This is a genomic window from Nocardioides sp. dk884 (genome assembly GCF_009557055.1).
Lineage (GTDB): Bacteria > Actinomycetota > Actinomycetes > Propionibacteriales > Nocardioidaceae > Nocardioides.
Window position 1 is genome coordinate 3,306,180 of the sequence record NZ_CP045649.1, and the last position, 23,564, is coordinate 3,329,743.

Genomic DNA, 23,564 nt, shown 5'->3' on the forward strand with positions numbered 1-23,564 from the left:
GCACCCCGTGCGGAGACGCGCGGGGTGCGTCAGTACCAGCCGTGCGACTCGCTGTGCGCCCAGGCGCCGCACGGGCTGCCGTAGCGGTCGGCGATGTAGCCCAGGCCCCAGCGGATCTGGGTGACCGGGTTGGTGGCCCAGTCGGCGCCGGCACTGGACATCTTCGAGCCGGGCAGCGCCTGGGGGATGCCGTAGGCCGACGAGGTCGGGTTGTCGGCGTTGACCGTCCAGTTGGACTCGCGGGTCCACAGCGAGTCCAGGCAGCCCCACTGGTCGGAGGAGAACCCGGCCTCACCGAGCAGCGCGCGACCGACGGTGCGCGGGTCCTGGGCCGAGAGGTCCTCGGTGCGGGTCATCGCCTCGCCGGCGGACGGCGACACCACTGCCTCCTTGGCCGGGTCGGCCGCCTGGCGACGATCGGAGCGCGAGACCTCGGGCGCCCGCGCGGGAGCCTGGGGCTGCTCGACGACCTCGACGCGCTCGGCGTCCGTGGTCGTGCTCGTGCCGGAGTCGTCCGTGCCGGAGTCGTCCGTGCTGGCGTCCAGCGCCTCGCCGAGCGACGCCGAGGCGAGCCCGATCCCGCCGCCGCTCCCGGCGGCCGAGCTGCCGCTGCTGGAGAGGACGCCGCCGACCACTGTCGCGCCGGTCGCGGCGACCGCGAGGGTGGAGTAGAGCAGCGTGGCACGCAGGGCCCGGCGCGGGGCCTCCGTGCTGACCGCTCGGGTGGGGGCGGCGCGGTGCTTGGGGGCGGACTTGGCAGGCTGAGTCACAGGGGTTTCGGCTCCGGGTAGAGGACGGTGGCCAGCGGCCCACCCTGCTCGGTCGACCTGCCTCAGGCAAACCGCCGTGCCCACGTGGCGGAAGAAAGTGGCGCGAGGAACAGACCAGTCGCCTCCTTCGTCCCACGAGACTCACCCGTCCCGCCCCGCGCCGCGATCTGGAAACGTCACACCTGCCACCCTCCTGCGCCGAGTCGGCCCGGGGTCAGAGGGTGACGTGCTCGAGCATCTCGGTGACGAGCGCGGCGATCGGGGAGCGCTCGGAACGGGTGAGGGTGACGTGGGCGAAGAGGGGGTGGCCCTTGAGCTTGTCGATGACCGCGACCACCCCGTCGTGGCGTCCGACGCGCAGGTTGTCACGCTGGGCGACGTCGTGGGTGAGCACCACCTTGGAGTTGGCGCCGACCCGGGAGAGCACGGTCAGCAGCACGTTGCGCTCCAGCGACTGCGCCTCGTCGACGATCACGAAGGAGTCGTGCAGCGAGCGGCCGCGGATGTGGGTCAGCGGCAGCACCTCGAGCATCCCCTGCGCGAGCACCTCCTCGATGACCTCCTTCGAGGTGATCGAGCCGAGGGTGTCGAAGACCGCCTGGCCCCAGGGCGACATCTTCTCGTTCTCCGAGCCCGGCAGGTAGCCGAGCTCCTGGCCGCCGACCGCGAACAGCGGGCGGAACACCACGACCTTCTGGTGCTGGCGCCGCTCGAGCACCGCCTCGAGCCCGGCGCACAGCGCCATCGCGGACTTGCCGGTGCCGGCGCGCCCGCCCAGCGACACGATGCCGACCTCGGGGTCGAGCAGCATCTCCAGCGCGATCCGCTGCTCGGCCGAGCGGCCGTGCACCCCGAAGGCCTCACGGTCGCCGCGCACCAGGTGCACCGCCTTGTCCGGCCCGACGCGCCCCAGCGCGGTGCCGCGCTCGGAGACCAGCACCAGCCCCTGGTGGCAGGGCAGGTCGCGGGCCGCGGCGAGCTCGAGGGTGCCGTCGTCGTACAGCTCGTCGAGGTCGGCGGTGTCGATCTCGAGCTCGGCCATGCCGCTGTAGCCGGTGTCGGACTCGCTGACCGCCTCGAAGCGGTACTCCTCGGCCTCCAGCCCGACGGCGGCGGCCTTGATCCGCAGCGGCAGGTCCTTCGACACCAGCGTCACCTGGTAGCCCTCGTCGGCGAGGTTGCGGGCGACGGCGAGGATGCGGGTGTCGTTGTCGCCGAGCCGGAAGCCCGACGGCAGCGCCCCGGGGTCGGTGTGGTTGAGCTCGACGCGCAGGGTGCCGCCGCTCTCGCCCACGGGGATCGGCTGGTCGAGGCGGCGGTGGGTGACCCGCAGCTCGTCGAGCATGCGCAGGGCGGCGCGGGCGAAGAACCCCAGCTCGGGGTGGTGCCGCTTGCCCTCGAGCTCGGTCACCACGACCACGGGGAGCACCACCTCGTGCTCGGCGAAGCGGCGGATCGCCCCCGGGTCGGCCAGCAGCACGCTGGTGTCCAGGACGTAGGTGCGAGTGGTGGATTCGTTCGGGCGCTGCGGGTGGTGGGCCTGGGTCGGCACGGTTCCCCCTCACGGGCCGGCACGGCGCACTCGGCGTCCCGGGTCCCTAGCTCACGCGGATGGACCGGGAGCCCCGAAGACAGGAGTGCCCGCCTCCGTCGGCACGGCGGGCCAGCCGCCGTGCGATGCAGTCGTGACTGGTCACGATCGGGCCTCCTGGTACGGCGGGCTTCCCCACCCGCCGATGCCTCGAAAAGTACGCCGCGGGGCCCCGCCGGTGCAGCGACACGCCGCACCGGAAAGGTGAAGCCTCAGGAACCGAAGCGGCGCTCGCGCTGGGCGTAGGCGCGGATCGCGCGCAGGAAGTCGACCCGACGGAAGTCGGGCCAGTAGGCCTCGCAGAAGTAGAACTCCGACCGCGCGCTCTGCCACAGCAAGAAGCCGCTCATCCGCTGCTCCCCGGACGTGCGGATCACCAGGTCGGGGTCGGGCTGGCCCTTGGTGTAGAGGTGCGCGGAGATGTCCTCGACGCTCAGGCTCTGGGCCAGCTCCTCCATGTCGGTGCCGCGCTCGGCGTGCTCGAGCAGCAGCGAGCGGACCGCGTCGGCGATCTCGCGGCGCCCGCCGTACCCCACCGCGATGTTCACCAGCAGCCCGTCGACGTCGCGCGTCGCGTCCTCGGCGGCCTTGAGCCGCGCGGCGGTCCCGGCGGGCAGCAGGTCGAGCGCGCCGACCGGGTGCACCCGCCAGCGACGCTTGGCCGCGAGGGAGTCCACGACGCCCTCGATGATCCCCAGGAGCGGGCGCAGCTCGTCCTCGGGACGGTTCAGGTTGTCGGTCGAGAGCAGCCACAAGGTGACCACCTCGATGCCGACCTCGTCGCACCAGCCGAGGAACGGCTCGATGTTGGCGGCCCCGGCGCGGTGCCCGTGAGCGGAGTCGTGGCCGAGGGAGCGGGCCCACCGGCGGTTGCCGTCGAGCATCACGCCGACGTGCTTGGGCAGGTTGTCCGGCATGCGCCGCAGCAGCCGGGCCTCGTAGGCCGGGTAGAGCACCCGGCGCAGCCCCCGTTTCCAGTCAGCCACGTCGCACAGCGTAGTGCTCAGCGCCGTTCGGCAACACGATGCACGGCTCACACCCGGAGATGAGGTGACGTTCGCCGCCTTGTCGTCGAATCGGAGCCCCAGATGGGTACCGTCGACCCATGAGCAGGTCTATGCAGCACGCGCGCGATGAGATGAGGCACGGCCTGGAGTCGATCCACGACTCGATCTCCGACACCATCGCCGAGGTCAAGCCCAAGCTGCGCGGCTGGCTGCACCTCTCCACGGCGCCGCTGACCCTCGTCGCGGGCATCGTGCTGGTCGCGCTCTCCCCCGACACCACCACCAAGATCGGGTCGGCGGTCTTCACCGGCACCGCACTCCTGCTCTTCACCGTCTCGGCGATCTACCACACCGGCACCTGGTCCCCACGGACCTGGGCGTTCCTGCGCCGCTTCGACCACTCCAACATCTTCTTGCTCATCGCCGGGTCCTACACGCCGTTCGCCCTGCTGCTGCTGGACGGCACCCAGCGCACCGCGCTGCTCGTGACGGTGTGGACCGGCGCCGTGCTCGGTGTGCTGTTCCGCATCTTCTGGACCGACGCCCCGCGCTGGCTCTACGTCCCGATCTACATCGCGCTGGGCTGGGCCGCGATCTTCTTCATCCCCGGGTTCCTCAGCGGCGCCACCGCGCTGGGCGTGGGCGTCGGCATCGCGATCTTCACCCTGATCGTGGTCGGCGGTGCCCTCTACACCTTCGGCGGCATCGTCTACGCCCTCAAGCGCCCGAACCCCTCGCCGCAGTGGTTCGGCTTCCACGAGGTCTTCCACAGCTTCACGGTGCTGGCGTTCGCCGCCCACTACATCAGCGTCTCGCTGGCCACCTACGCCCTGCGCTGATCGCCTGCTGATCCCGGGAGCGTCGGCTCAGGCGACGAGCAGGACCTCCGGCTCACCGCGTCGTACGGCGGCCCGAGCGGCCACCGCCGCGACGCCCGTCCCCGCGACGGCGAACATCGTCGCGAGACCGATCCAGCCCAGCCACCCGTGCTCGATCGCGGTCGCGGTGATCACCAGGGGCGCGAGCATCCCGGCGATCGAGTAGCCCATCTGGCTCACCCCCTGGTAGGCCCCGGCGCTCAGCGGGTCGGCGAGCTCGAAGGCCAGCCCCCAGGCGCCGGCCTCGGCGAGGATCTCCGCCGCCGTGCTGACGGTCTCGGCGAGCAGGAGCAGCACCACCGCCGCGACCACCCCGACCGACCCGGCCGCCGCCAGCAGCAGGCAGGCCAGCGCGAGCAGCAGGCCCCCGCGTCGTACCGCCCGGCCGGCGGCGCGGATCTCGTGGGTGCCGCGCGAGGCCCGCACCTGCAGGGCGGCCACCAGCACGGTGTTGAGCAGCAGCACCACCGAGACCATCACCGCCGGGGCCTCGGTGTGGTGGGCGATCCACAGCGGCACGCCGACGTTCTGCAGGCCGAACTGCATCGCGACCACCGAGTTCAGCGCGGTCGAGGCGAGGTAGGTCCGGTCGCGCAGCGGGGAGCGTCCACGCGGCGCGGTGAGGTCGGCCCCCCGCCCGCGGGTGGGCCGCAGCGCCTCCGCGAGCCCGGGCACCCGGGCGCGCAGCCCGCCCAGCGGCACCACCGCGAGCAGCGAGAGCAGCCCGACCGCCACCATCGTGGTGCGGTACGCCGTGGCGGTGCCGAGCAGCAGCGCGACCGCGGCCGCGGCGGTGCCGAGCGCGATGAAGACGTTGGTGACCACCCGCAGCCGGGCCCGCACCTCGATCCGGTCCGGCCCGGTGAACCAGCGCGCCAGCAGGGTCTGCTTCGCCGTGCCCTGCATGCTGCGCGCCCCGACGGCCACGCACGCGATCAGGACGAAGCTGAGCGCGTCGTCGGCCAGCACGTAGGCCAGCAGCGCGACGCCCTGCACCACCGTCGCGGCCTGCTGGAGCCGGTCCGCGCCGAGCCGGTCGGCCAGCCGGCCGCCGAGGAACGAGCCGAGGACCCCGACCGCCCCGGCGATCGTCAGGCCGGTGCCCACCGTGGTGGCCTCGAGGCCGATGACGAAGGTGAAGTAGAGCGCGCTGACGCTGTAGAAGAGCCCCATCGACAGCGAGCCCGCCATGGTCGCGATCGAGAGGGCACGGGCGACGGGGTCGCCGGGGAGGAGGGTCCGGAGCACGCGGCAGTTCTCCCACGACGCCGGGCCGCGCCACCAACGATGTAGCGTCCTGCTTCATGATCGAGTACGAGCTCGCGGGTCTCGACCTCGGCGAGGTCCGGTTCGCGATCTCACCGCTCAACGAGCTGGCGCTGTCGGTGCGGGTCTTCCGCGACCCCGGCCGCTACCCCCATCACCTGCCCTGGCTGCGCCGCACCGAGGCCGCGCGCGCCGGGCTGGACACCGAGGTGCTCGCCGCGCTCACCAACGACCGGCTGTGGACCCCCGACTTCCTGCACCCGCGCCCGACCAGCCCGCTGACCCGGATCGGCGAGGAGCTGGCCTCCCTGGCCGGCCTGCCGGCGGTGGTGGTGCGCGCGAAGCTGGCCGAGGTCCACGGCGAGGACCTGCCGCCGGCGCTGCGGGGTCGCACCGACCGGGTGCTGGCCCGGGTGGTGCGCGCGCTCACGGAGTACTGGGAGGCCTGCTTCGAGCCGTGGTGGCCGCGGATGCGCACGGTCTTGGAGGCCGACGTGACCTATCGCGGTCGGGTGATCGCCCAGCGCGGCCTCGCCGCGATGTTCGCCGACCTCAGCGCCCGGGTGCGCATGGTCGACAACGTGGTGCAGGTGAGCACGAGCTCGCGGGGCGGCTACCGGCGTACGACGACCGGTGCGGGGCTGACCCTGGTGCCGTCGCTGTTCTCGCGCGGCGGGTCGACCCCCATCACCCCCGAGCAGGCCCCGCAGATCATGTACGCCGCGCGCGGCGTCGGCACCCTGTGGGAGGCCGAGGACGTCGCCGGGCCGGACGCGGTGGCCGCGCTGCTCGGCGCCGCCCGCGCCCGGCTGCTGGCGATGCTCGACTCCCCCGCCTCCTCCACCGAGCTCGGGGTGCGTCTCGGGGTGACGACGACAGCGGTCAACCAGCACCTGCGGGCGCTGCACGCCGGGGGCCTGTTGACCTCGGCACGCCACGGCCGCTCGGTGCTCTACCTGCGCTCCGAGCTGGGTGACCGGCTGCTCGCCGGCGCCTGAGCGGCGGCCCTGCTCAGAGCACCAGGACCCGCCCGGCGATCACCAGGTGCACCTCGTCGCAGGCGGCGGCGACGCGTTGGTTGACGGTGCCGAGCAGGTCGCGGAAGACCCGCCCGGAGCGGTGCGCGGGGACCACGCCGAGACCGACCTCGTTGGTGACCAGCACGACCGGCCCGCTCGTGGCGCGCAGGGCGTCCACGGCCGGGGCGAGCGCGGCGAGCACGTGGTCGTGCACCTCGTCCACCGGCGCCTCCCAGAGCCCGGCCGCGTCCACGCAGGCCGTCAGCCAGGTCCCGAGGCAGTCGATGAGCAGCGGGCCGCTCGCCCCGGCGAGCACCGCGGCGAGGTCGGCGGTCTCGAGGGTGCGCCAGCCGGCGGGACGCCGGGCGCGGTGCGCCGCGACCCGGGCCGCCCAGTCGGGGTCAGCGGCCGGGTCCGGCACCTGTCCCGGCGCCACGTAGGTGACGGCGGGGTGGGCCTCCAGCAGCCGCTCCGCGTGGGTGGACTTGCCCGAGCGGACACCACCGGTGACCAGGATCCTCGACGCGCTCACGGCCCCAGCCTCACACGGGGGCGCCGTACGCCGCCCGGGAGGTCACTCACCCGGCCCCGTACCGTGGACCCATGGCCACCATCGAGCTGACCGGCGAGAACTTCGTGTCCCACGTGGAGGGTGACGACATCCTCTTCGTCGACTTCTGGGCGAGCTGGTGCGGGCCGTGCCGGCAGTTCGCCCCGACCTACGAGGCGGCCTCCGAGGCCAACCCCGACATCACCTTCGGCTCGGTGAACACCGAGACCGAGCAGGAGCTGGCCGCGATGGCGCAGATCCAGTCGATCCCCACGCTCATGGCCTTCCGCGAGGGCGTGCTGGTCTTCGCCCAGCCGGGCGCGCTGCCGGCCCCGGCGCTGGACCAGGTGATCGACGCGGTGCGCGGCCTCGACATGGAGGACGTGCACCGCCAGGTCGCCCAACAGCAGGCGGAGCAGCAGGCCCAGCCGCCGGCCTGAGCCGGCACGGACCTCCCCCGGGGCTCAGCCCTGCGGGCGCTGCGGGTCGTCCGAGGGGTCCTCGGGCGCCGCGGCGGTGTCGGTCGTCTCCTCGGCACCGGGGATCCGGCTGTCCGGACGCGGCTCGCGGTACGGACCGAAGGCGCCCTTCTTGCGGTTCGCCTCGGTGCGTCGCAGCTGGCGGGTCAGCGCCCAGCCCAGCAGGCCGACCGCGACACAGAGCGCCAGGAAGACGCCGAAGCCGACCCAGCCCGCCTTGACGTCCTCGGGCTCGGGGGTCTCGTCGAGTCGTTCCATCAGGACCGGCAGGACCTCGGCGACGAGGACGTTGTAGAGCTCCATGTCCCCAGTGTCTCAGGAGGGGGCGAGGATGCCCGCGAACAGGTCGTCCTCCGGAACCTGCGAGGGGACGTGGCTCACCACGAGCTCGTAGTCCTCCGTCGGCCAGACCTCCTGCTGCAGCTCGCGCGGGATCGCGAACCAGAAGCTGTCGGGGTCGATCTGGGTGGCGTGCGCGAGCAGCGCCTGGTCGCGCACCCCGAAGTAGTCCCCGCACGGGACCCGGGTGGTGACCCGCTCGTCCCACTCCGGCTCGCGGGTCCAGCTGGCCAGCCGCTCGGTGTACGGCGACTCCAGGCCGTGGGCGAGCATCGCCTCGTGCAGGGCGTTGGTCTTCGCCCAGCTCCAGCCGTGGTGGTAGTAGAGCTTCAGCGGCTGCCACGGCTCGCCGGCGTCGGGGTAGCGCTCCGGGTCGCCCGCGGCCTCGAAGGCGTGCACGCTCACCTGGTGGCACATGACGTGGTCGGGGTGCGGGTAGCCGCCCCGCTCGTCGTACGTCGTCATCACGTGCGGGCGGAACTCGCGGATCAGCCGCACCAGCGGCTCGGCCGCCTCCTCGACGGGCACCCGCGCGAAGCAGCCCTCGGGCAGCGGCGGCTTGGGGTCGCCCTCGGGCCACCCGGAGTCCACGAAGCCCAGCCAGTCCTGGCGTACGCCGAGGATGTCGCGGGCGCGCTCCATCTCCTGGCGCCGGATCTCGGTGATGTTCGCGGCGATGTCGGGGCGGTCCATCTTGGGGTTGAGGATCGACCCGCGCTCGCCGCCGGTGCAGGTCACGACGTGCACGTCGACGCCCTCGGCGACGTACTTCGCGGTCGACGCCGCACCCTTGCTCGACTCGTCGTCGGGGTGGGCGTGGACGTGCATGAGCCGGTAGCCGGCGCGCGGCGACGTGGAGACCTCTGACATGCCCGCGAGTTTAGGCCGCGCGGTCCCAAGTGGGATCATGGCGGGGTGAGCACCCGGCCTGCCTCGTCCGACCGCCCGTCCGGCTCCCCCGCCGGCGCCCCGTCGAGCCTCGCCGAGCCCGAGGCCACCGACCTCGCCCAGCGCTACGGCTCCACCGCGCCCTGGAGGCGCTGGACCCTGCGCGCCCTGGTCGCCGTGGTGGTGCTCGGCAGCGCCACGTGGGTGCTGTGGGCGATGAACGGTCATGCCCGCCCGGCGGTCGACTCCGAGCTGGTCTCCTTCACCGTCGTCGACGAGCACACCACGAGCGTGCGCGTCGAGCTGCGGGTGGACGACGACGCCGAGGACGTGCAGTGCCTGCTGCGCGCGTTCGCCGCCGACCACATGACGGTGGGTGAGCGCTCCTTCACCGCCGAGCCCGGCGACACCACGCTCGTCGTCGACATCCGCACCGAGCGGCGCGCCACGGCCGTCGAGTTCCCCGGCTGCACCGCCGAGGGCCAGGTCCGCCCGGGCTGAGCCCCGGTCCCGGTGAGCGGATAGCGGTCCCGAGCGCCTGCCGGCACCCTCCTCGCGCCGTCACCTGCGGTTTTCCGTGCCGGCCTGTCGTGCGACGACCTGCTTTCGTCAGTGGTCCTTGTTAGGCTGGAATTTCTGACCGACCCGCTGGGCCGTCCAGGAAGGAAGAGGCCCGCGCGACTCGGCGTACGGCCTCACCCACTGGCTGCCCGAGCGAGACGGTCCCGATCCCCCCGCAAGAGGCGCGGACGACCGCACCCCGAGCAAGCAGGAGTACCCATGACGCAGTCCCCCGGCCAGGACATCATCTGGCTGACCCAGGACGCCCACGACAAGCTGCAGGCCGAGCTTGCCAACCTCAAGGGCCCCGTCCGTCAGGAGATCGTCGAGAAGATCAGCTCGGCGCGTGACGAGGGCGACCTCAAGGAGAACGGCGGCTACCACGCGGCTCGTGAGGAGCAGGGCCGCGTCGAGGGGCGGATCCGCCAGCTCGAGGACATGCTGCGCCGCGCCGAGGTGGGCGAGACCCCGCCCGACGACGGCGTCGTCGAGCCCGGCATGGTCGTCACCTACAAGTTCGTCGGTGACGACGACGACGAGGCCGAGACCTTCCTGCTCGGTGCCCGCGAGATGGAGGACACCGTCGAGGGCATCAAGGTCTACTCCCCGCAGGCCCCGCTCGGCGCGGCCATCAACGGCGCCCGTGCCGGTGACACCGTCTCCTACGCCGCGCCCAACGGCAAGGAGATGAAGGTCGTCGTGCTCGGCGCCGTGCCGTACCAGCCGTGACCTCGTGAGGGCCGGGGCTCAGCTCCGCTCCTCACCCCCACGCACCAGGTAGCCCCGTCCTCGCAGCAGCTCCATGAGCTCGCGCGAGTGCGGGGCTCCTCGCGTCTCCAGCTGCAGATGCACCTCGACCTCGTCGAGGTGCAGGGCCGGCGAGTGCCGCTCGTGGACCACCTCGAGCACGTTCGCGCCGATCCCGGCGATCTCGGTGAGCAGCTCGGCGAGGCCGCCGGGGCTGTCCGGCACCCGCACGTGCAGGTGGAGGTAGCGTCCGGCCGCCGCCATGCCGTGCCGGATCACCTTGCCGATCAGCAGCGGGTCGACGTTGCCGCCGGACAGCACCGCCACCGCCGGCGTGCCGAACACGTCGGGACGGTCCAGCAGTGCGGCCACCGCGGCGGCGCCCGCCGGCTCGACGACGAGCTTGGCGCGCTCGATGAGCGAGAGCAGCGCGCGCGAGATCGAGTCCTCCGAGACGGTGACGATCTCATCGACGTGGTCGCGCACGGCCGCGAAGGTGATCTCCCCCGGCATCCCGACCGCGATGCCGTCGGCCATCGTCTTCATCGAGCCCAGGCGGCGCGGCACCCCTTCCGCCAGCGAACCGGGGTACGCCGCGGCGCCGGTCGCCTGCACCCCGACCACGCGGACCTCGGGGCGCAGCGCCTTGACCGCGATCGCGACGCCGGCCAGCAGCCCGCCCCCGCCAGTGGGCACCAGCACCGTCTGGACCTCGGGCACCTGCTCGAGGATCTCCAGGCCCACGGTGCCCTGCCCGGCCACGACGTCGGGGTGGTCGAAGGGGTGGATCAGCACCGCACCGGTCTGCTCGCTGAACGCCTGCGCGGTCGCCAGGACGTCCTCGAGGTAGCCGGGCGCGAAGCGCACCTCCGCGCCGTACGCCCTCGTCGCGCGCTCCTTGGGGATCGGCGCCCCCTCGGGCATGAACACCGTGGCGCGGGCACCGAGCATCTGGGCGGCGAGGGCGACGCCCTGGGCGTGGTTGCCGGCCGAGGCCGCCACCACGCCGCGGGCCCGCTCCTCGGCGCTGAGCCGGGCGATGCGGACGTAGGCGCCGCGGGCCTTGAAGGAGCCGGTGCGCTGGAGGTTCTCGCACTTGAGGTGCACCGGACCGTCGACGAGCGCCGAGAGCCAGCGCGACTCCTCCATCGGGGTGCGGATCGCCACCCCCTCGAGCAGCTCGCGGGCGGCGCGGATGTCGCCCAGCGACACCGTCGGCGTGCTCACGGTCTCTCCGCCGCCACGGGCGACTCGGGGGTGTCGCCGACCGCGGCGTGCTCGTCAGCCACGCGTGCCGGCTGCTCGCCGTCCTCGGCGTAGTCCTCCTCCAACGCCTCCACGGGGTCCTCCCCGGGGCTGCTGCGGGAGGCGAGGTGGGTGACCACCGCGTTGATCGCGGCCACCATCGGCACCGCGACCAGCGCGCCGGCAACGCCCGCCAGCACGACGCCGCAGGCGATCGCGACCAGCACGCCGAGCGGGTGGACCGAGACGAAGCGGCCCATCAGGAACGGCTGGAGCACGTGGCCCTCGATCTGCTGGACCACGATCACGCCGATCAGCATCAGCACGGCGGTCCACAGGCCCTGGTCGACCAGCGCCACGAGCACCGCCACCGCGCCGGCGACCGTCGCGCCGACCATCGGCACGAAGGCACCGACGAAGACCACCAGGCCGATCGCCAGGACCAGCGGCAGGCCGAGCGCCGCGGCCCACACCGAGATGCCGATCGCATCCACGAGCGCCACCAGCACGGTGGCCCGCACGAACTGGGTGAGCGAGACCCAGGCGACCCGGCCCGAGCTGTCGACCGCCTCGCGGGCCGCGCGCGGCGCGAGGCGCACGAAGAACGCCCAGATCCGGGCCCCGTCGGCCATGAAGAAGTAGGTCGAGAAGATCACGATGAAGAAGCCGGTGACGACGTGCGTCAGCGCCGTGCCGAGGGAGGTGACCTGGCTGAACGCGCCGCCGTTCTTCGACCACTCGGTGATCGCGTCCTGGGCGTCCTTGATGTAGCTGTTGATCTGGGAGTCGCTGGCGTTGAGGGGGCCGTCGCGCAGCCACACCCGCACCTTGCCCAGGCCCTGGACGACCTGGTCGACCAGCTGGGAGTACTGATCGGCGATCTGCTGGCTCACGAAGGTGACCATCAGCCCGAGCATCGCGAGGCCGGCCATCATCACCAGCAGGGCCGCCAGCCCGCGCGGCAGGCCGATGCGCCGCAACAGGCGCACGACCGGGCTCGCGAGCGCGGCCAGCAGCAGCGCGATCGCCAGCGGGACAGTGACCACCGAGAAGCGCCACAGCAGGTTGAGCAGGACGTACGTCGCGGCCGCGATCACCAGCATCCGCCACGACCAGGCCGCCGCGAGGTCCACGCCCCACGGCACCTGGGCACGGCTGAAGTTGGAGCGGCCGGCGACGGCCGGCGCCGGCTCGGGGTCGCCGCGGCGGTCAGCGGCGCGGATCAGCGCCCACTGGTTGGCGAGCTGCTGGGTGATCCGCTCGCCGAAGCGCTCCTCGTCCTCGGCGCTCGGCGCTCGGGTGGCGCCGCCGCCCGCACGGCCCCGCAGGACGCGCCGGGGCAGCCGGAGCCGGCCCCGCCGACCCCCGCCGTCCTGGTCGGCCGCGTGCTCCTCGTCCACCCCGTCGATCCTTCCCTCCCCCGCTTCCGCCTGTGTCACGAGCCCAGCGCCTGCTCGAGGTCGGCGAGCAGGTCCTCGGCGGTCTCGATGCCGACGCTGAGGCGCACCAGGTCGGCCGGGACCTCCAGGTCGGTGCCGGCGACGCTCGCGTGGGTCATCCGGCCGGGGTGCTCGATCAGCGACTCCACGCCACCGAGGGACTCACCCAGGGTGAACACCTGGGCGCGCTCGCAGGCGCGCAGGGCGGCCTCCTCGCCCCCGGCGCAGCGGAACGAGACCATGCCGCCGAAGCGGCGCATCTGGCGTGCGGCCACCGCGTGGCCGGGGTGCTCGGGCAGGCCGGGATAGATCACGTCGGTGACGCCGGGGTGCTCGAGCAGGAACTGCACGACCCGCTCGGCGTTGTCGCAGTGGCGCTCCATGCGGACCGCGAGGGTCTTGATGCCGCGGTGGGTGAGGAAGGAGTCGAACGGGCCGGGCACCGCCCCGATGGCGTTCTGGTGGAAGGCGATCGCCTCGGCCACCGCGAGGTCGCGCACGACCAGGGCGCCCCCGACCACGTCGGAGTGCCCCCCGACGTACTTGGTGGTGGAGTGGACCACGACGTCGGCGCCCAGGGTCAGCGGCTGCTGGAGGTACGGCGAGGCGAAGGTGTTGTCGACGACGAGCAGGGCGCCCGCCTCGTGGGCGATGCCGGCGAGCGCCTCGATGTCGCCGATGGTGAGCAGCGGGTTGGTCGGGGTCTCGACCCAGACCAGCTTGGTGAGGCCGGGGCGGATCGCCGCGCGCACCGCGTCGAGGTCGGAGACGGCCGCGGGGGTGAGCTCCAGGCCCCAGACCCGCTCGACCTTGTCGAAGAGGCGGTAGGTGCCGCCGTACGCGTCGTCGGGGATGACCGCGTGGTCGCCCGGGCGGCACAGCGCGCGCACCAGGGTGTCCTCGGCGGCCAGGCCGGAGGCGAAGGCGAAGGCCCGCTCGCCCTCCTCCAGCGCCGCCAGCGCGCCCTCGAGGGCGGTGCGGGTGGGGTTGGCGGACCGGCTGTACTCGTAGCCGCCGCGCAGGCCGCCCACGCCGTCCTGCTTGTAGGTGCTGGTGGCGTAGATGGGCGGGATCACCGCGCCGGTCGTCGGGTCGGGCTCATAGCCGGCGTGGATCGCACGCGTCTCGAAGCCAGACTTGCCACTGTGTCGCTGCTCGGTCATGTGCTGAGGCTAGCGGTGGGGAGGTCGGGAACGATCTGGTCGCCGGTGCTGTTGGACACTGGGCAGGCCCCACCCCCAGGAAGTGAGTCCCCCGTGTTCTTCTCCCGCACCAAGAGCCAGCTCCTCGCCCCGGACGCCACGCTGCCCGGTCGCACCGAGCGCCCCTGGCACCTCGCCGAGAAGCACCTCGTGCTCGGCACCCCGCTGGTCACCGACGAGGCGCCGGCCGGCTACGAGGTAGCGGTCTTCGGGCTGGGCTGCTTCTGGGGCGCCGAGGAGATCTACTGGCAGATCCCCGGCGTCTGGTCCACCTCGGTCGGGTACGCCGGCGGCACCACGCCGAACCCGTCGTATGAGGAGGTCTGCAGCGGTGGCACCAACCACACCGAGGCGATCCGCGTGGTCTTCGACCCCGCGCAGGTCTCCTACGCCGACCTGGTGAAGCGGTTCTTCGAGGTCCACGACCCGACGCAGGGGATGCGCCAGGGCAACGACGTCGGCACCCAGTACCGCTCGGCGATCTACTGGACCACCCCCGAGCAGGAGGCGACCGCCCGCGAGCTGACCTCGGTGTACGCCACCGAGCTCGCCCGCCGCGGCCTCGGCGAGATCACCACCGAGATCCGCCCGGCCGCGGAGACGCCGTACTACTACGCCGAGGACGTGCACCAGCAGTACCTCGCCAAGAACCCCCACGGCTACCGCTGCCACTCCAACACCGGCGTCCGCTTCCCCGCCACCGCCTGACCCCTCGTTCGCCGAGTCGGCGCCAATGGTTGCGCGAGTCGGCGCCAATGGTTGCGCGAGTCGGCGCCAATGGTGGCGCCGGTCCGAGACCGGGTGCCTCTTCCTGAGCTACCGCCGCCGCGACCGAGGCCTGGTCTAGCCCGCCGGCCGGCCGACGGGCTGGCGCTCCGGGGGCTAGGTTCCGGTCATGACTGTCGCCGCCCGGAGAACCTCCCACCCGCGGAGGGCCCTCTGGGCCGGGCTCTGCGGGCTCGCCCTGATCCTGGCTGCCGTCGTGGCGTGGATCGTGGTCGTGATGACCCACATGGGTGGATACCCCCACTGGTCGGACGACTCCGTCGTCCCGGTGGACGGGCGTGCCCACCGGGTCGAGGTGGACGGCGACCGTCCGCTGATGATCTGGACCTTCGACCGGACGCCCACCTGCACGGCCCGTGACGCCTCGGGCGCCGAGGTGCCGACCGAGGCCCCGGACGGCACCTACCGCCGCGACGGCGGCGCCGCGGACTGGGTGGGCTTCACGGTGCTGCGGCCGTCGTCAGATTCGGTCGAGGTCACCTGCCGTGGCATCCACCCGTCCTCGCGGAGCCTGGTCATGGTCGAGAGCGTGCCTCGACTGCCTGCGCGCATGGCCGGCGATGGACCGGAGGTCTGGGTCGCCGTCGGCCTCACGGGCGCCGGCCTGGCCACCCTAGTCACGGCCGCGCTGCTCGCCGTACGCCGCCATGAGCGCCGACTCGACGCGCCATTGGCGCCGACTCGCGCAAACCTCGGGGCCGACTCGGCGAGGGGTACGAAGGGGTGACCGACCGCCGGGCACACTGGGAGGCATGACCGACCTGCCCCGCAAGGCTGCGGCTCGCACCGCGCGGCTGGCCGCGCTGCCCCTGGGGTACGCCGGGCGCAGCGCGATCGGGCTCGGCAAGCGGATGGCCGGGCGACCCGGCGAGGACGTCATGTCCGACATCCAGCAGCGCACCGCCGAGCAGCTGTTCCGCACCCTGGGCGAGCTCAAGGGCGGGGCGATGAAGTTCGGCCAGGCGCTCTCCGTGCTCGAGGGCGCGCTGCCCGAGGAGGTCGCGGCGCCGTACCGCGAGAGCCTCACCCGGCTGCAGGACGCCGCTCCCCCGATGCCGACCCAGCAGGTGCGCGAGGCGCTCGCCCGCGACCTGGGCCCGGACTGGAAGAAGCAGCTGGTCCGCCTCGATGGCGGCCCCGCGGCCGCCGCGTCGATCGGGCAGGTGCACCGCGGCCGCTGGGCCGACGGGCGCGAAGTGGCGGTCAAGGTGCAGTACCCCGGCGCCGGCGAGGCGCTGCGCTCCGACCTCAAGCAGCTCGCCGCGATGGCGCGCACCCTGGGTCCGCTGGTGCCCGGCATGGACCTCAAGCCGCTCATCGCCGAGCTGCAGGACCGGGCCGCCGACGAGCTGGACTACCGCCTCGAGGCCGAGGCACAGACCGCGTTCCACGAGGCGTTCCGCGACGACCCCGAGATCGTGGTCCCCGCGGTCGTGGCCGCCGGCGACAGCACCCTGATCACCGAGTGGATGGAGGGGCCCGGGTCCCTCGCGCGCGTGATCGCGGAGGGCACCCAGGAGGAGCGCGACCACTACGGCACCCTCTTCGCCCGCTTCCTGGTCGCCGCGCCCGCGCGCACCGGGATGCTGCACGCCGACCCGCACCCGGGCAACTTCCGCCCGCTGCCCACCGAGGACGGCTCACCGGGTCGCCTCGGGGTCCTCGACTACGGCGCGGTGGCGCGGCTGCCCGATCGCCGTTTCCCCGAGGCCGTGGGACGCCTGATCCGGACCGCCGCCGACGGGGACGGCGAGGCGCTGCTCGAGGGCCTGCGCGCGGAGGGGTTCGTCAAGGCCAACATCCGCATCGACCCCCAGCTGCTGCTGGACTACCTGCTGCCGTTCGTGGAGCCCGCGCAGGTCGACACCTTCCGGTTCTCGCGGGAGTGGATGCGCGAGCAGTTCCAGCGGCTCAACAACCCCCGCGACCCGTCGTACACGCTCGCGGTCAAGCTCAACCTGCCCCCGGAGTACCTCCTCATCCACCGCACCTGGCTCGGGGGCGTCGGCATGCTGTGCCAGCTGGAGTGCGAGGCGCCGTTCCGCGACCTGCTGATCGAGCACCTCCCCGGCTTCGCCTGACCGCGCAGATCGCCAGCGGCCCGGCGGATCAGTCGCCGGCGTCGAGCGGCAGGTGCATCACGTGCAATCCGACCAGGCCGTGGGCGGCCGAGTCGAAGGCCTCCGGCACGGTGCCGACGATTCGGAACCCGAGCGCCTGCCACAGGCGTACGGCGGCGGTGTTGGTCTCGACCACGGCGTTGAACTGGATCGCCCGGAAGCCTTGGTCGCGGTGCCACTGCACGACGTGCTCACCCAGGGCGCGCCCCACCCCGCGACCGCGGGCGGCCGGTGCCACGAGGAACGACGCGGTGCCGACGTGGCTGCCGCGGCCCGGCCGGTTCGGCCCCATCGTGGCGCTGCCGAGCACCTCGCCGTCCTCCACGAGCACCGCGGTGCGTCCCGGCGGCGCCTGCATCCACAGCCGCCGCCCGGCCTCCGGCGTGAGGTCCAGCGGGTAGGCGTAGGTCTCCCCCGCCTGCACCGTCTCCTGCAGGAACGGCCAGATCTGCGGCCAGTCCGTGTCGGTCGCGGTGCGGATCATCCGTCCCATGGCGGCGACGCTAGCGCCCCGGCTCCCGGGCGCTCGGCCCCTTCCGCCGGCTGAGCGGACCCGCCGACGCCGCGAGAGGCAGGCCCGATCACCCGGAGCGCCCCCGGACGCGCCGCGGAGCCTCGGCGGCTGGCACACTGGCTCTAAGAACATTAAAACAGTATGTTTTAGTGACCTAGTTGCCAGCAAGCACGTTCCAGTGAGGTCCGATGAGTCTGCTCAGCCCGGCGCTCCGCCGCTCCCCCGCGGCGACGAGCACCTCCGTCACCGCCGCCGGCGGTGCCGACGCCCTGCCGCTGCGCTTCGCCCAGGTCGGGCGCAGCTTCGGCAGCGGCTCGCAGGCTCGCGCGGTGCTGCGCGGCATCGATCTCGAGATCGCACCCGGCGAGGTCGTCGCCCTGCTCGGTCCCAGCGGCTGCGGCAAGTCCACCCTGCTGCGCGGCGCCGCGGGCCTCGACACCCCCACCACCGGGCAGGTGCTGATCGCCGACACCCCCGTCCGGGCGTACGACGAGCGCTGCGCGGTCGCCTTCCAGGAGCCGCGCCTGCTGCCCTGGCGCACGCTGCGCGCCAACGTCGCGCTGGGCCTGCCCGCCGGCACCGACCGCCGCGCCGGCGCGGCGCGGGTCCAGGAGCTGCTCGAGCTCGTCGGCCTCGCCGACCAGGCCGACCTGCGTCCGCGCGAGGTGTCCGGCGGCATGGCCCAGCGCACCTCGCTGGCGCGCGCCCTGGCTCGCCGGCCCGGCGTGCTGCTGCTCGACGAGCCGTTCGGCGCCCTCGACGCCCTCACCCGCCTGAAGATGCAGGACCTGCTGCTCGCGGTGCACGGGGGCAGCCCCACGACGGTGCTGCTGGTCACCCACGACGTCGACGAGGCGCTCCAGCTGGCCGACCGGGTGGTCGTCCTCGGCCGCACGGGCGACGACCCGGCCGCCTCGGTGAGCCAGCTGGTGCCGGTGCCCGGCGTCCGGCCCCGCGACCGCGGCTCCGTCGAGCTCGCCGCCCTGCGCAGCCGGCTGCTGGAGAGCCTCGGCGTCGACGCGCACCGCCACTGACCCGCGCCCCGCCGCCAGCCCGGCCGGCACGCCCACGACTCGGAACCCACCCCCGGCACACCGTGCCCGCAACCGAAGGAACCACCGATGACGACGCACCACCTGCGCCGCACCATCGCGGCGCTCGTCGCCGCCAGCACCGTGCTCGCCGGCGCCACCGCCTGCGCCGAGGGCGAGGCCTCCGAGGAGGACTCGCGCGCGCTGGAGATCGACTACGCGACGTACAACCCGCTCAGCCTGGTGATCAAGGACCAGGGCTGGCTCGAGGACGCGCTCGCCGACGAGGGCGTCGACGTGACCTGGGTGAAGTCCGACGGCTCGAACAAGGCCAACGAGTCGCTGCGCGCCGGCGCCATCGACATCGGCTCGACGGCCGGCTCGGCCGCGCTGCTGGCCCGGGCCAACGGCTCCCCGATCCGCACCATCGACATCTACTCCCAGCCCGAGTGGGCCGCGGTCGTGGTCGGCCCGGACTCCTCGATCACCGAGCTCTCCCAGCTGGAGGGCAAGAAGGTCGCGGCCACCCAGGGCACCGACCCGTACTTCTTCCTGGTCCAGGCCCTCGAGGCCGAGGGGGTGGACCGCTCGAAGGTCTCCATCGAGAACCTCCAGCACGCCGACGGCGCGACCGCGCTGCAGAACGGCGCGGTCGACGCCTGGGCGGGCCTGGACCCGATCATGGCGGACGCCCAGACCGACGGCGCGGAGCTGATCTACCGCAACATCGACTTCAACACCTACGGCTTCCTCAACGCCACCGAGGACTTCCTCGAGGACGAGCCCGAGCTCGCCCAGCTGGTCGTCGACGCCTACGCCAAGGCCCGCGAGTGGGTGCAGGCCAATCCCGACGAGGCGGTCACGATCCTGGCCGAGGAGGCGGGCATCGAGGAGGACGTCGCCCGGACCGTGCTGACCGAGCGCACCAACCTCGACTTCGACCACGTCCCCGGCCAGGCGCAGCGCGAGGTGCTGGAGACCGTCGGGCCGCTGTTCGTCGAGACCGGCGACGTGGAGGAGCAGGGCCAGATCGACGACGCCCTCGAGGTCCTGCTGGACGACACCTGGGCGGCGAAGGCCGACGCCGCGAAGGTCGGCTGATGCCAGGGGCGAGCACGGGTACGGCGTCGACCGCCAGCCCCGCCAGCACCGCGACCGACGAGCCGCGCCTGGTCCCGCCGCCCGCGGGCGCCTGGCACGAGCGCACCCTCGTGCGGGTGGTCGGCGGGGCGCTGCTCCCGCTGGCGCTGCTGGGGCTGTGGCAGCTGCTCACCTCCTCGGGGGTGTTCAGCGCCGTCCAGCTCCCCGCGCCGGGCGCAGTGGTCGAAGCGGCACGTGGGCTGATCGAGCGCGACCTGCTGTGGCAGCACGTCCACATCTCCACCCAGCGGGTGCTGATCGGGTTCGCGATCGGCGCCGCGATCGGGACCGCGCTGGGCGCGCTCGTCGGGTTGTCCCGGGTCGCGGACCTGCTGCTCGCCCCGACCATCGGCGCGCTGCGCGCCGTCCCCTCCTTGGCCTGGGTCCCGCTGCTGATCCTGTGGCTCAAGATCGGCGAGGACTCCAAGATCACCCTGATCGCGATCGGGGCCAGCTTCCCGGTCTTCACCACCGTCTCGCTGGCGCTGCGCCACGTGGACCGCAACCTCGTCGAGGCCGCCCGCGCATTCGGGCTGCGCCGGCTGCGCCTGCTCGCCACCGTCCAGCTGCCCGCGGTCGTCCCCGCGCTCTTCTCCGGCCTGCGCCTGGCGCTCGCTCAGTCGTGGCTCTTCCTCGTGGCCGCCGAGCTGATCGCGTCCTCGCAGGGTCTGGGCTACCTGCTCATCGAGTCGCAGAACAACGGCCGCACCGACCGGCTGCTGCTCGCGATCGTGCTGCTCGCGGTGATCGGCAAGCTCTCCGACGCGCTGCTCGGGCTCGTCGAGCGCTGGGCCGTACGCCGCTGGACCTGAGCGTCACGGGACGGGCACGCAGACGTCAGTTCCCGGTCTGCCCGTCGATCGACTCACGGATCAGGTCGGCGTGCCCGTTGTGCTGGGCGTACTCCTCGATGAGGTGGACCAGGATCCAGCGCAGGTTGACGTGCTGTCCGTCGTGTCCGCGGGGACGTACGGCGCGGTCGTCGAGCGCCGCGGCCGCGATGATCGCGTCGGCCGCCGTCACCTCGGCCTCGTAGAGCTCGCGCAGCTGCTCGGGGGTGTCGTCGGCGGCGCTGTGCCAGTCCCAGTCCTCGTCGGCGTCCCAGTCCACCGAGAGCCACGGCTCCGGCTGCTCGCGACCGAGCAGGACCGCGGTGGTCCACCAGCTCTCGACGTAGGCGAGGTGCTTCATCATCCCGCCCAGCGTCATGTCCGAGGGCGGCTGCGGGGTGTTCAGCTGCGCCGCGCTCAGCCCGGAGCACCGGCGCCGGAACCGGTCGCGGTGCCGGTCGAGGAAGCCGAGCAGCATCGTGCGCTCGTCGGCGGCCGGGTCCATCTCGGCGAGATCCATGGCGGGCACACTAGCGCCCCCGGGCCCGGGAGCCGCTCAGGATCCGGGCCGCCGGTCGGTGACGCAGTACGCCGTCCCGACCGGGTCGGCGAGCACCGTCCACTGCGCGCAGGTGGCGAGCACCCGCGCGCCGAGGGTCTCGTGGCGCGCCACCTCCGCCGCCCGGTCGTCGGCGGCCAGGTCGAGGTGCGCGCTCACCGCGGGCGCCGGGTCGTCGAGGCGCTGGAGCAGCACCCGGACCGGGAACCCCTCGGGGCGCACCAGGTGGCGGAACTCCGGATCGCTCTCGCGCAGCTCCCACCCGGTGAGCGCGGCCCAGAACGCGCACTCCGCCTCCCACAGCTCCGCCGGCACGTCCAGGCAGACCTGGTCGAGCACGGAGCGGTGCCCGCCGGGCCAGGTGGCCGGCGCGGCACGCCGGGCGCCGGGGTGGCTCACCAGGCAGAACACGAAGCCGCCGGGCGAGGACAGCACGGCGTACCCCTCGGGACCGGCCTGCACCCGGGCGCCGAGCGCCACCGCGCGCACCGCGGCCGGCCCGACGTCCTCCCCCGGCGCGGCGACGGTGAGGTCGAGGTGGACCCGCCACGGGCCGGTGTCCAGGCGCCCGAGACGCTGCACGCAGAGGTGGTCGTCGGCGCCGTCCGGAGGCAGCAGGGTCGCGAACTCGTCGTGCTCCCCGCGCCACGGCGACAGCGCGTAGCCGGTCACCGCGCACCAGAACGGCACCACCCGCTCGGCGGCTCCGGGCGCGAGGTCGAGGAACGCGGTCGCCCAGGTCGGGCGCAGCGGCTCGATCCCCGCGCCGGCGCTCATCCGACCGGCTTGCAGTCGGCCCCGCAGCCGTCGTGCGAGGCGACGTGCGGGGCGTCGGCCTCGCCGTCGGCGTGCCGGCGGGGCCGGTGCAGCACCGCCGAGCCCGGCGTGACCCGCGCGATCTCGCCGTCCACGGTCGCGGTGCCGTCGACGAGCAGCGAGTAGCCGCGCTCCTCGCGCGGCGGGAACAGCAGCGTGACCGTGGGGTTGGCGGCGATGTTGGCGCTGGTACGACGGCCAGCGTCGGGCACCACCAGGACCCCGTCGACCACCTGCGGCTCGGCGCTGACCGCACGCACCACCCCGTCGGTGGTGGTGAGCAGGTAGCCCGGCCCGAAGTCGGCGAGGGTGCGCGCGAGGTCGGCCAGGTCGACGGGGATGCTCATGAGCCCGAGGGTACGTCGACCCAGCGCTCCCCGGCAGGGACCGCGAGGGCCGTGCCGGCACTCAGCTCGGCCAGCAGCGCGTGCAGCGCGGGCTCCTCCTCGGGCTCGACCCCGAGGCGCAGCGTCACCGTCGCGGCGTACGTCGCGTCCAGCACCGCGACCCCGCGGTGGCGCAGCTCGGTCTCGACCCGGCCGGCGTCCGCGTGGCCGACCTCCACCAGCAGCTCGCGGACCAGCAGGCGCCGCACGGTGCCGCTCGCGGCCAGCCCGGCGCGCACCGCGTCGCCGTACGCGCGCACCAGCCCGCCGGCGCCGAGCAGGGTGCCGCCGAACCAGCGGGTCACCACCGCCACCACGTCGCTGACCCCGGAGCCCTCCCAGCCGCGCAGCACCTCCAGCATCGGTGCGCCCGCGGTGCCGGCCGGCTCCCCGTCGTCGCTGGAGCGCTCGACCGGGACCGGCGGCGGGCCGAGGACGAACGCCGAGCAGTGGTGCCGCGCGTCCCAGTGCGCGCGGCGCAGCCGCTCCACCACCGCGCGCGCCGCGGCCTCGTCCTCGACGCGCTCCAGGGTGCACAGGAACCGGGACCGCTTGACCTCGATCTCGGCCTCCGCGTCCCGGGCGACGGTGAGGTAGCCGGTCACCGCCCGCTCACCAGATCCCCACCAGGTCGCCGCCGATGCGGATCACGAAGGCCGCCACGACGATCACGAAGAACACCCGGATGAAGCCCGCACCGCGGGCCACGGCGGTGCGCGCGCCCAGGTAGCCGCCGACCAGGTTGGCCGCGCCGAGCACCAGGCCGATCTTCCACATCACCGCGCCGTGCGGGATGAACACGCACAGCGCGGCCAGGTTGGTGGCCCAGTTGGCCAGCTTGGTCTTGGCCGAGGCCTCGAGGAAGCCGTACCCCATCAGCCCGACCAGCGCGATCGTGAAGAAGCTCCCCGTGCCCGGCCCCATCGCCCCGTCGTAGAACCCGACCGCCAGCCCGACCAGCATCGCCACCCGCAGGTGGCGGTGGCCGGTGAAGCGCAGCGAGGTCGCCTGCCCCAGCGACGGGCGCAGCAGCACCCAGGCGCCCACCACGACCAGCACCACGAGCACGATCGGCTCGAAGGCGGACTTGGGGATCTGCGCGGCCACGAAGGCCCCGCCGACGGAGCCCACGAAGGCCAGCGCCATCAGCGGCCCGAACGTGCGCGGGTCCGGTCTGACCCGGCGGTAGTACGTCGCCGCGCTCACCGAGGTGCCGCAGAACGACGCGAGCTTGTTGGTCGCCAGCACCTGCACCGGGCTGGCTCCGGGCAGGCCGAGCAGGATCGCCGGGAGCTGGATCAGCCCGCCGCCGCCCACGACCGCGTCGACGAAGCCGGCGCTCACCGCGGCCAGGGCCAGCAGGACGAGCACGGTCAGGCTGGGGTCGTCCACCGGCGTGAT

27 protein-coding genes are annotated in these 23,564 nt (G+C 73.5%); 11 read left to right on the plus strand and 16 right to left on the minus strand.

Annotation, left to right across the window (positions count from 1 at the left end):
* Nucleotides 1–29 precede the first annotated feature (29 nt).
* The 3 genes from GFH29_RS15860 to GFH29_RS15870 form a co-directional block, all read right to left on the minus strand.
* Nucleotides 30–770, minus strand: coding sequence for a lytic transglycosylase domain-containing protein (locus GFH29_RS15860; RefSeq protein ID WP_153324756.1), 741 nt, complete (start codon nt 768–770; stop codon nt 30–32).
* A gap of 214 nt (nt 771–984) precedes the next feature.
* Entirely contained in the window at nt 985–2,322 is a 1,338-nt protein-coding gene (locus GFH29_RS15865) for a PhoH family protein (protein ID WP_153324757.1), read from the minus strand.
* 251 nt (nt 2,323–2,573) lie between these two features.
* Complete coding sequence (locus tag GFH29_RS15870; protein WP_153324758.1) at nt 2,574–3,347, minus strand: isoprenyl transferase; 774 nt, start codon at nt 3,345–3,347, stop codon at nt 2,574–2,576.
* A gap of 119 nt (nt 3,348–3,466) precedes the next feature.
* Between GFH29_RS15870 and trhA the strand changes: the two genes are divergently transcribed.
* The gene (gene trhA, locus GFH29_RS15875) at nt 3,467–4,207 is read left to right on the plus strand and encodes a PAQR family membrane homeostasis protein TrhA (protein WP_153324759.1); all 741 of its coding nucleotides are present in this window, start codon (nt 3,467–3,469) and stop codon (nt 4,205–4,207) included.
* 27 nt (nt 4,208–4,234) lie between these two features.
* Here the strand turns inward: trhA and GFH29_RS15880 are convergent, their stop codons facing one another.
* Nucleotides 4,235–5,494: an MFS transporter gene (locus tag GFH29_RS15880; RefSeq protein WP_228387549.1), complete on the minus strand. Its 1,260-nt coding sequence runs from the start codon at nt 5,492–5,494 to the stop codon at nt 4,235–4,237.
* 56 nt (nt 5,495–5,550) lie between these two features.
* Here GFH29_RS15880 and GFH29_RS15885 point away from each other — a divergent pair, with 56 nt between their 5' ends.
* The gene (locus GFH29_RS15885; protein ID WP_153324760.1) at nt 5,551–6,510 is read left to right on the plus strand and encodes an ArsR/SmtB family transcription factor; all 960 of its coding nucleotides are present in this window, start codon (nt 5,551–5,553) and stop codon (nt 6,508–6,510) included.
* Nucleotides 6,511–6,523: 13 nt separating this feature from the next.
* On the opposite strand, the gene GFH29_RS15890 is transcribed toward GFH29_RS15885, so the two are convergent.
* On the minus strand, nt 6,524–7,063 hold the full coding sequence (locus GFH29_RS15890; RefSeq protein ID WP_228387550.1) for a bifunctional adenosylcobinamide kinase/adenosylcobinamide-phosphate guanylyltransferase: 540 nt from the start codon (nt 7,061–7,063) through the stop codon (nt 6,524–6,526).
* A 71-nt stretch (nt 7,064–7,134) separates the two neighbouring features.
* Between GFH29_RS15890 and GFH29_RS15895 the strand changes: the two genes are divergently transcribed.
* The gene (locus GFH29_RS15895; protein WP_153324761.1) at nt 7,135–7,521 is read left to right on the plus strand and encodes a thioredoxin family protein; all 387 of its coding nucleotides are present in this window, start codon (nt 7,135–7,137) and stop codon (nt 7,519–7,521) included.
* A gap of 24 nt (nt 7,522–7,545) precedes the next feature.
* Here the strand turns inward: GFH29_RS15895 and GFH29_RS15900 are convergent, their stop codons facing one another.
* Together GFH29_RS15900 and mca are read right to left on the minus strand one after the other, a co-directional pair.
* Complete coding sequence (locus GFH29_RS15900; protein WP_153324762.1) at nt 7,546–7,863, minus strand: hypothetical protein; 318 nt, start codon at nt 7,861–7,863, stop codon at nt 7,546–7,548.
* Between the two features lie 12 nt (nt 7,864–7,875).
* Nucleotides 7,876–8,769 (minus strand): mycothiol conjugate amidase Mca, encoded by an 894-nt coding sequence (gene mca, locus GFH29_RS15905; RefSeq protein ID WP_153324763.1) that lies wholly within the window; start codon nt 8,767–8,769, stop codon nt 7,876–7,878.
* A gap of 45 nt (nt 8,770–8,814) precedes the next feature.
* On the opposite strand from mca, the gene GFH29_RS15910 reads away from it, so the two are divergent.
* Nucleotides 8,815–9,288 carry a DUF4307 domain-containing protein gene (locus GFH29_RS15910; protein ID WP_153324764.1) on the plus strand — a complete coding sequence of 158 codons (474 nt, stop codon included), beginning with the start codon at nt 8,815–8,817 and terminating at the stop codon, nt 9,286–9,288.
* A 279-nt stretch (nt 9,289–9,567) separates the two neighbouring features.
* The gene (gene greA, locus GFH29_RS15915) at nt 9,568–10,077 is read left to right on the plus strand and encodes a transcription elongation factor GreA (RefSeq protein WP_153324765.1); all 510 of its coding nucleotides are present in this window, start codon (nt 9,568–9,570) and stop codon (nt 10,075–10,077) included.
* Nucleotides 10,078–10,095: 18 nt separating this feature from the next.
* On the opposite strand, the gene ilvA is transcribed toward greA, so the two are convergent.
* The 3 genes from ilvA to GFH29_RS15930 are packed head-to-tail and all read right to left on the minus strand — an operon-like array spanning nt 10,096 to nt 13,942.
* On the minus strand, nt 10,096–11,322 hold the full coding sequence (gene ilvA, locus GFH29_RS15920; protein ID WP_153324766.1) for a threonine ammonia-lyase: 1,227 nt from the start codon (nt 11,320–11,322) through the stop codon (nt 10,096–10,098).
* Nucleotides 11,319–12,740, minus strand: a complete 1,422-nt coding sequence (locus tag GFH29_RS15925; RefSeq protein ID WP_153324767.1) for an AI-2E family transporter — start codon at nt 12,738–12,740, stop codon at nt 11,319–11,321. Before GFH29_RS15925 ends, ilvA begins: the two co-directional genes overlap by 4 nt.
* A 35-nt stretch (nt 12,741–12,775) precedes the next feature.
* Entirely contained in the window at nt 12,776–13,942 is a 1,167-nt protein-coding gene (locus GFH29_RS15930) for a cystathionine gamma-synthase (protein ID WP_153324768.1), read from the minus strand.
* A 93-nt stretch (nt 13,943–14,035) separates the two neighbouring features.
* Here GFH29_RS15930 and msrA point away from each other — a divergent pair, with 93 nt between their 5' ends.
* The 3 genes from msrA to GFH29_RS15945 all read left to right on the plus strand — a co-directional run bounded on the left by msrA (nt 14,036) and on the right by GFH29_RS15945 (nt 16,848).
* Nucleotides 14,036–14,689, plus strand: coding sequence for a peptide-methionine (S)-S-oxide reductase MsrA (gene msrA, locus GFH29_RS15935; RefSeq protein WP_153324769.1), 654 nt, complete (start codon nt 14,036–14,038; stop codon nt 14,687–14,689).
* A gap of 187 nt (nt 14,690–14,876) precedes the next feature.
* Entirely contained in the window at nt 14,877–15,494 is a 618-nt protein-coding gene (locus tag GFH29_RS15940; RefSeq protein ID WP_153324770.1) for a hypothetical protein, read from the plus strand.
* Nucleotides 15,495–15,519: 25 nt separating this feature from the next.
* Nucleotides 15,520–16,848: an ABC1 kinase family protein gene (locus GFH29_RS15945; RefSeq protein ID WP_153324771.1), complete on the plus strand. Its 1,329-nt coding sequence runs from the start codon at nt 15,520–15,522 to the stop codon at nt 16,846–16,848.
* Nucleotides 16,849–16,876: 28 nt separating this feature from the next.
* On the opposite strand, the gene GFH29_RS15950 is transcribed toward GFH29_RS15945, so the two are convergent.
* Nucleotides 16,877–17,380: a GNAT family N-acetyltransferase gene (locus GFH29_RS15950; protein WP_153324772.1), complete on the minus strand. Its 504-nt coding sequence runs from the start codon at nt 17,378–17,380 to the stop codon at nt 16,877–16,879.
* Nucleotides 17,381–17,589: 209 nt separating this feature from the next.
* Between GFH29_RS15950 and GFH29_RS15955 the strand changes: the two genes are divergently transcribed.
* The 3 genes from GFH29_RS15955 to GFH29_RS15965 all read left to right on the plus strand — a co-directional run bounded on the left by GFH29_RS15955 (nt 17,590) and on the right by GFH29_RS15965 (nt 20,384).
* Nucleotides 17,590–18,435, plus strand: a complete 846-nt coding sequence (locus GFH29_RS15955) for an ABC transporter ATP-binding protein (protein WP_153324773.1) — start codon at nt 17,590–17,592, stop codon at nt 18,433–18,435.
* Nucleotides 18,436–18,522: 87 nt separating this feature from the next.
* Entirely contained in the window at nt 18,523–19,533 is a 1,011-nt protein-coding gene (locus GFH29_RS15960; protein WP_153324774.1) for an aliphatic sulfonate ABC transporter substrate-binding protein, read from the plus strand.
* Entirely contained in the window at nt 19,533–20,384 is an 852-nt protein-coding gene (locus tag GFH29_RS15965; protein ID WP_153324775.1) for an ABC transporter permease, read from the plus strand. Before GFH29_RS15960 ends, GFH29_RS15965 begins: the two co-directional genes overlap by 1 nt.
* Before the next feature lie 25 nt (nt 20,385–20,409).
* Here GFH29_RS15965 and GFH29_RS15970 read toward each other — a convergent pair whose 3' ends face one another.
* From GFH29_RS15970 to GFH29_RS15990, 5 genes are read right to left on the minus strand one after another with little or no spacing between them, the layout of a single operon-like run.
* Entirely contained in the window at nt 20,410–20,922 is a 513-nt protein-coding gene (locus tag GFH29_RS15970) for a DinB family protein (RefSeq protein ID WP_153324776.1), read from the minus strand.
* A gap of 36 nt (nt 20,923–20,958) precedes the next feature.
* Nucleotides 20,959–21,738, minus strand: coding sequence for a VOC family protein (locus GFH29_RS15975; protein WP_194288972.1), 780 nt, complete (start codon nt 21,736–21,738; stop codon nt 20,959–20,961).
* Nucleotides 21,735–22,124: a pyridoxamine 5'-phosphate oxidase family protein gene (locus GFH29_RS15980; RefSeq protein ID WP_194288973.1), complete on the minus strand. Its 390-nt coding sequence runs from the start codon at nt 22,122–22,124 to the stop codon at nt 21,735–21,737. The genes GFH29_RS15975 and GFH29_RS15980 overlap by 4 nt, the downstream gene beginning before the upstream one ends.
* Nucleotides 22,121–22,768, minus strand: a complete 648-nt coding sequence (locus GFH29_RS15985) for a YigZ family protein (protein WP_153324777.1) — start codon at nt 22,766–22,768, stop codon at nt 22,121–22,123. Before GFH29_RS15985 ends, GFH29_RS15980 begins: the two co-directional genes overlap by 4 nt.
* A 7-nt stretch (nt 22,769–22,775) precedes the next feature.
* Nucleotides 22,776–23,555, minus strand: a complete 780-nt coding sequence (locus tag GFH29_RS15990) for a TSUP family transporter (protein WP_153324778.1) — start codon at nt 23,553–23,555, stop codon at nt 22,776–22,778.
* Nucleotides 23,556–23,564 lie beyond the last annotated feature (9 nt).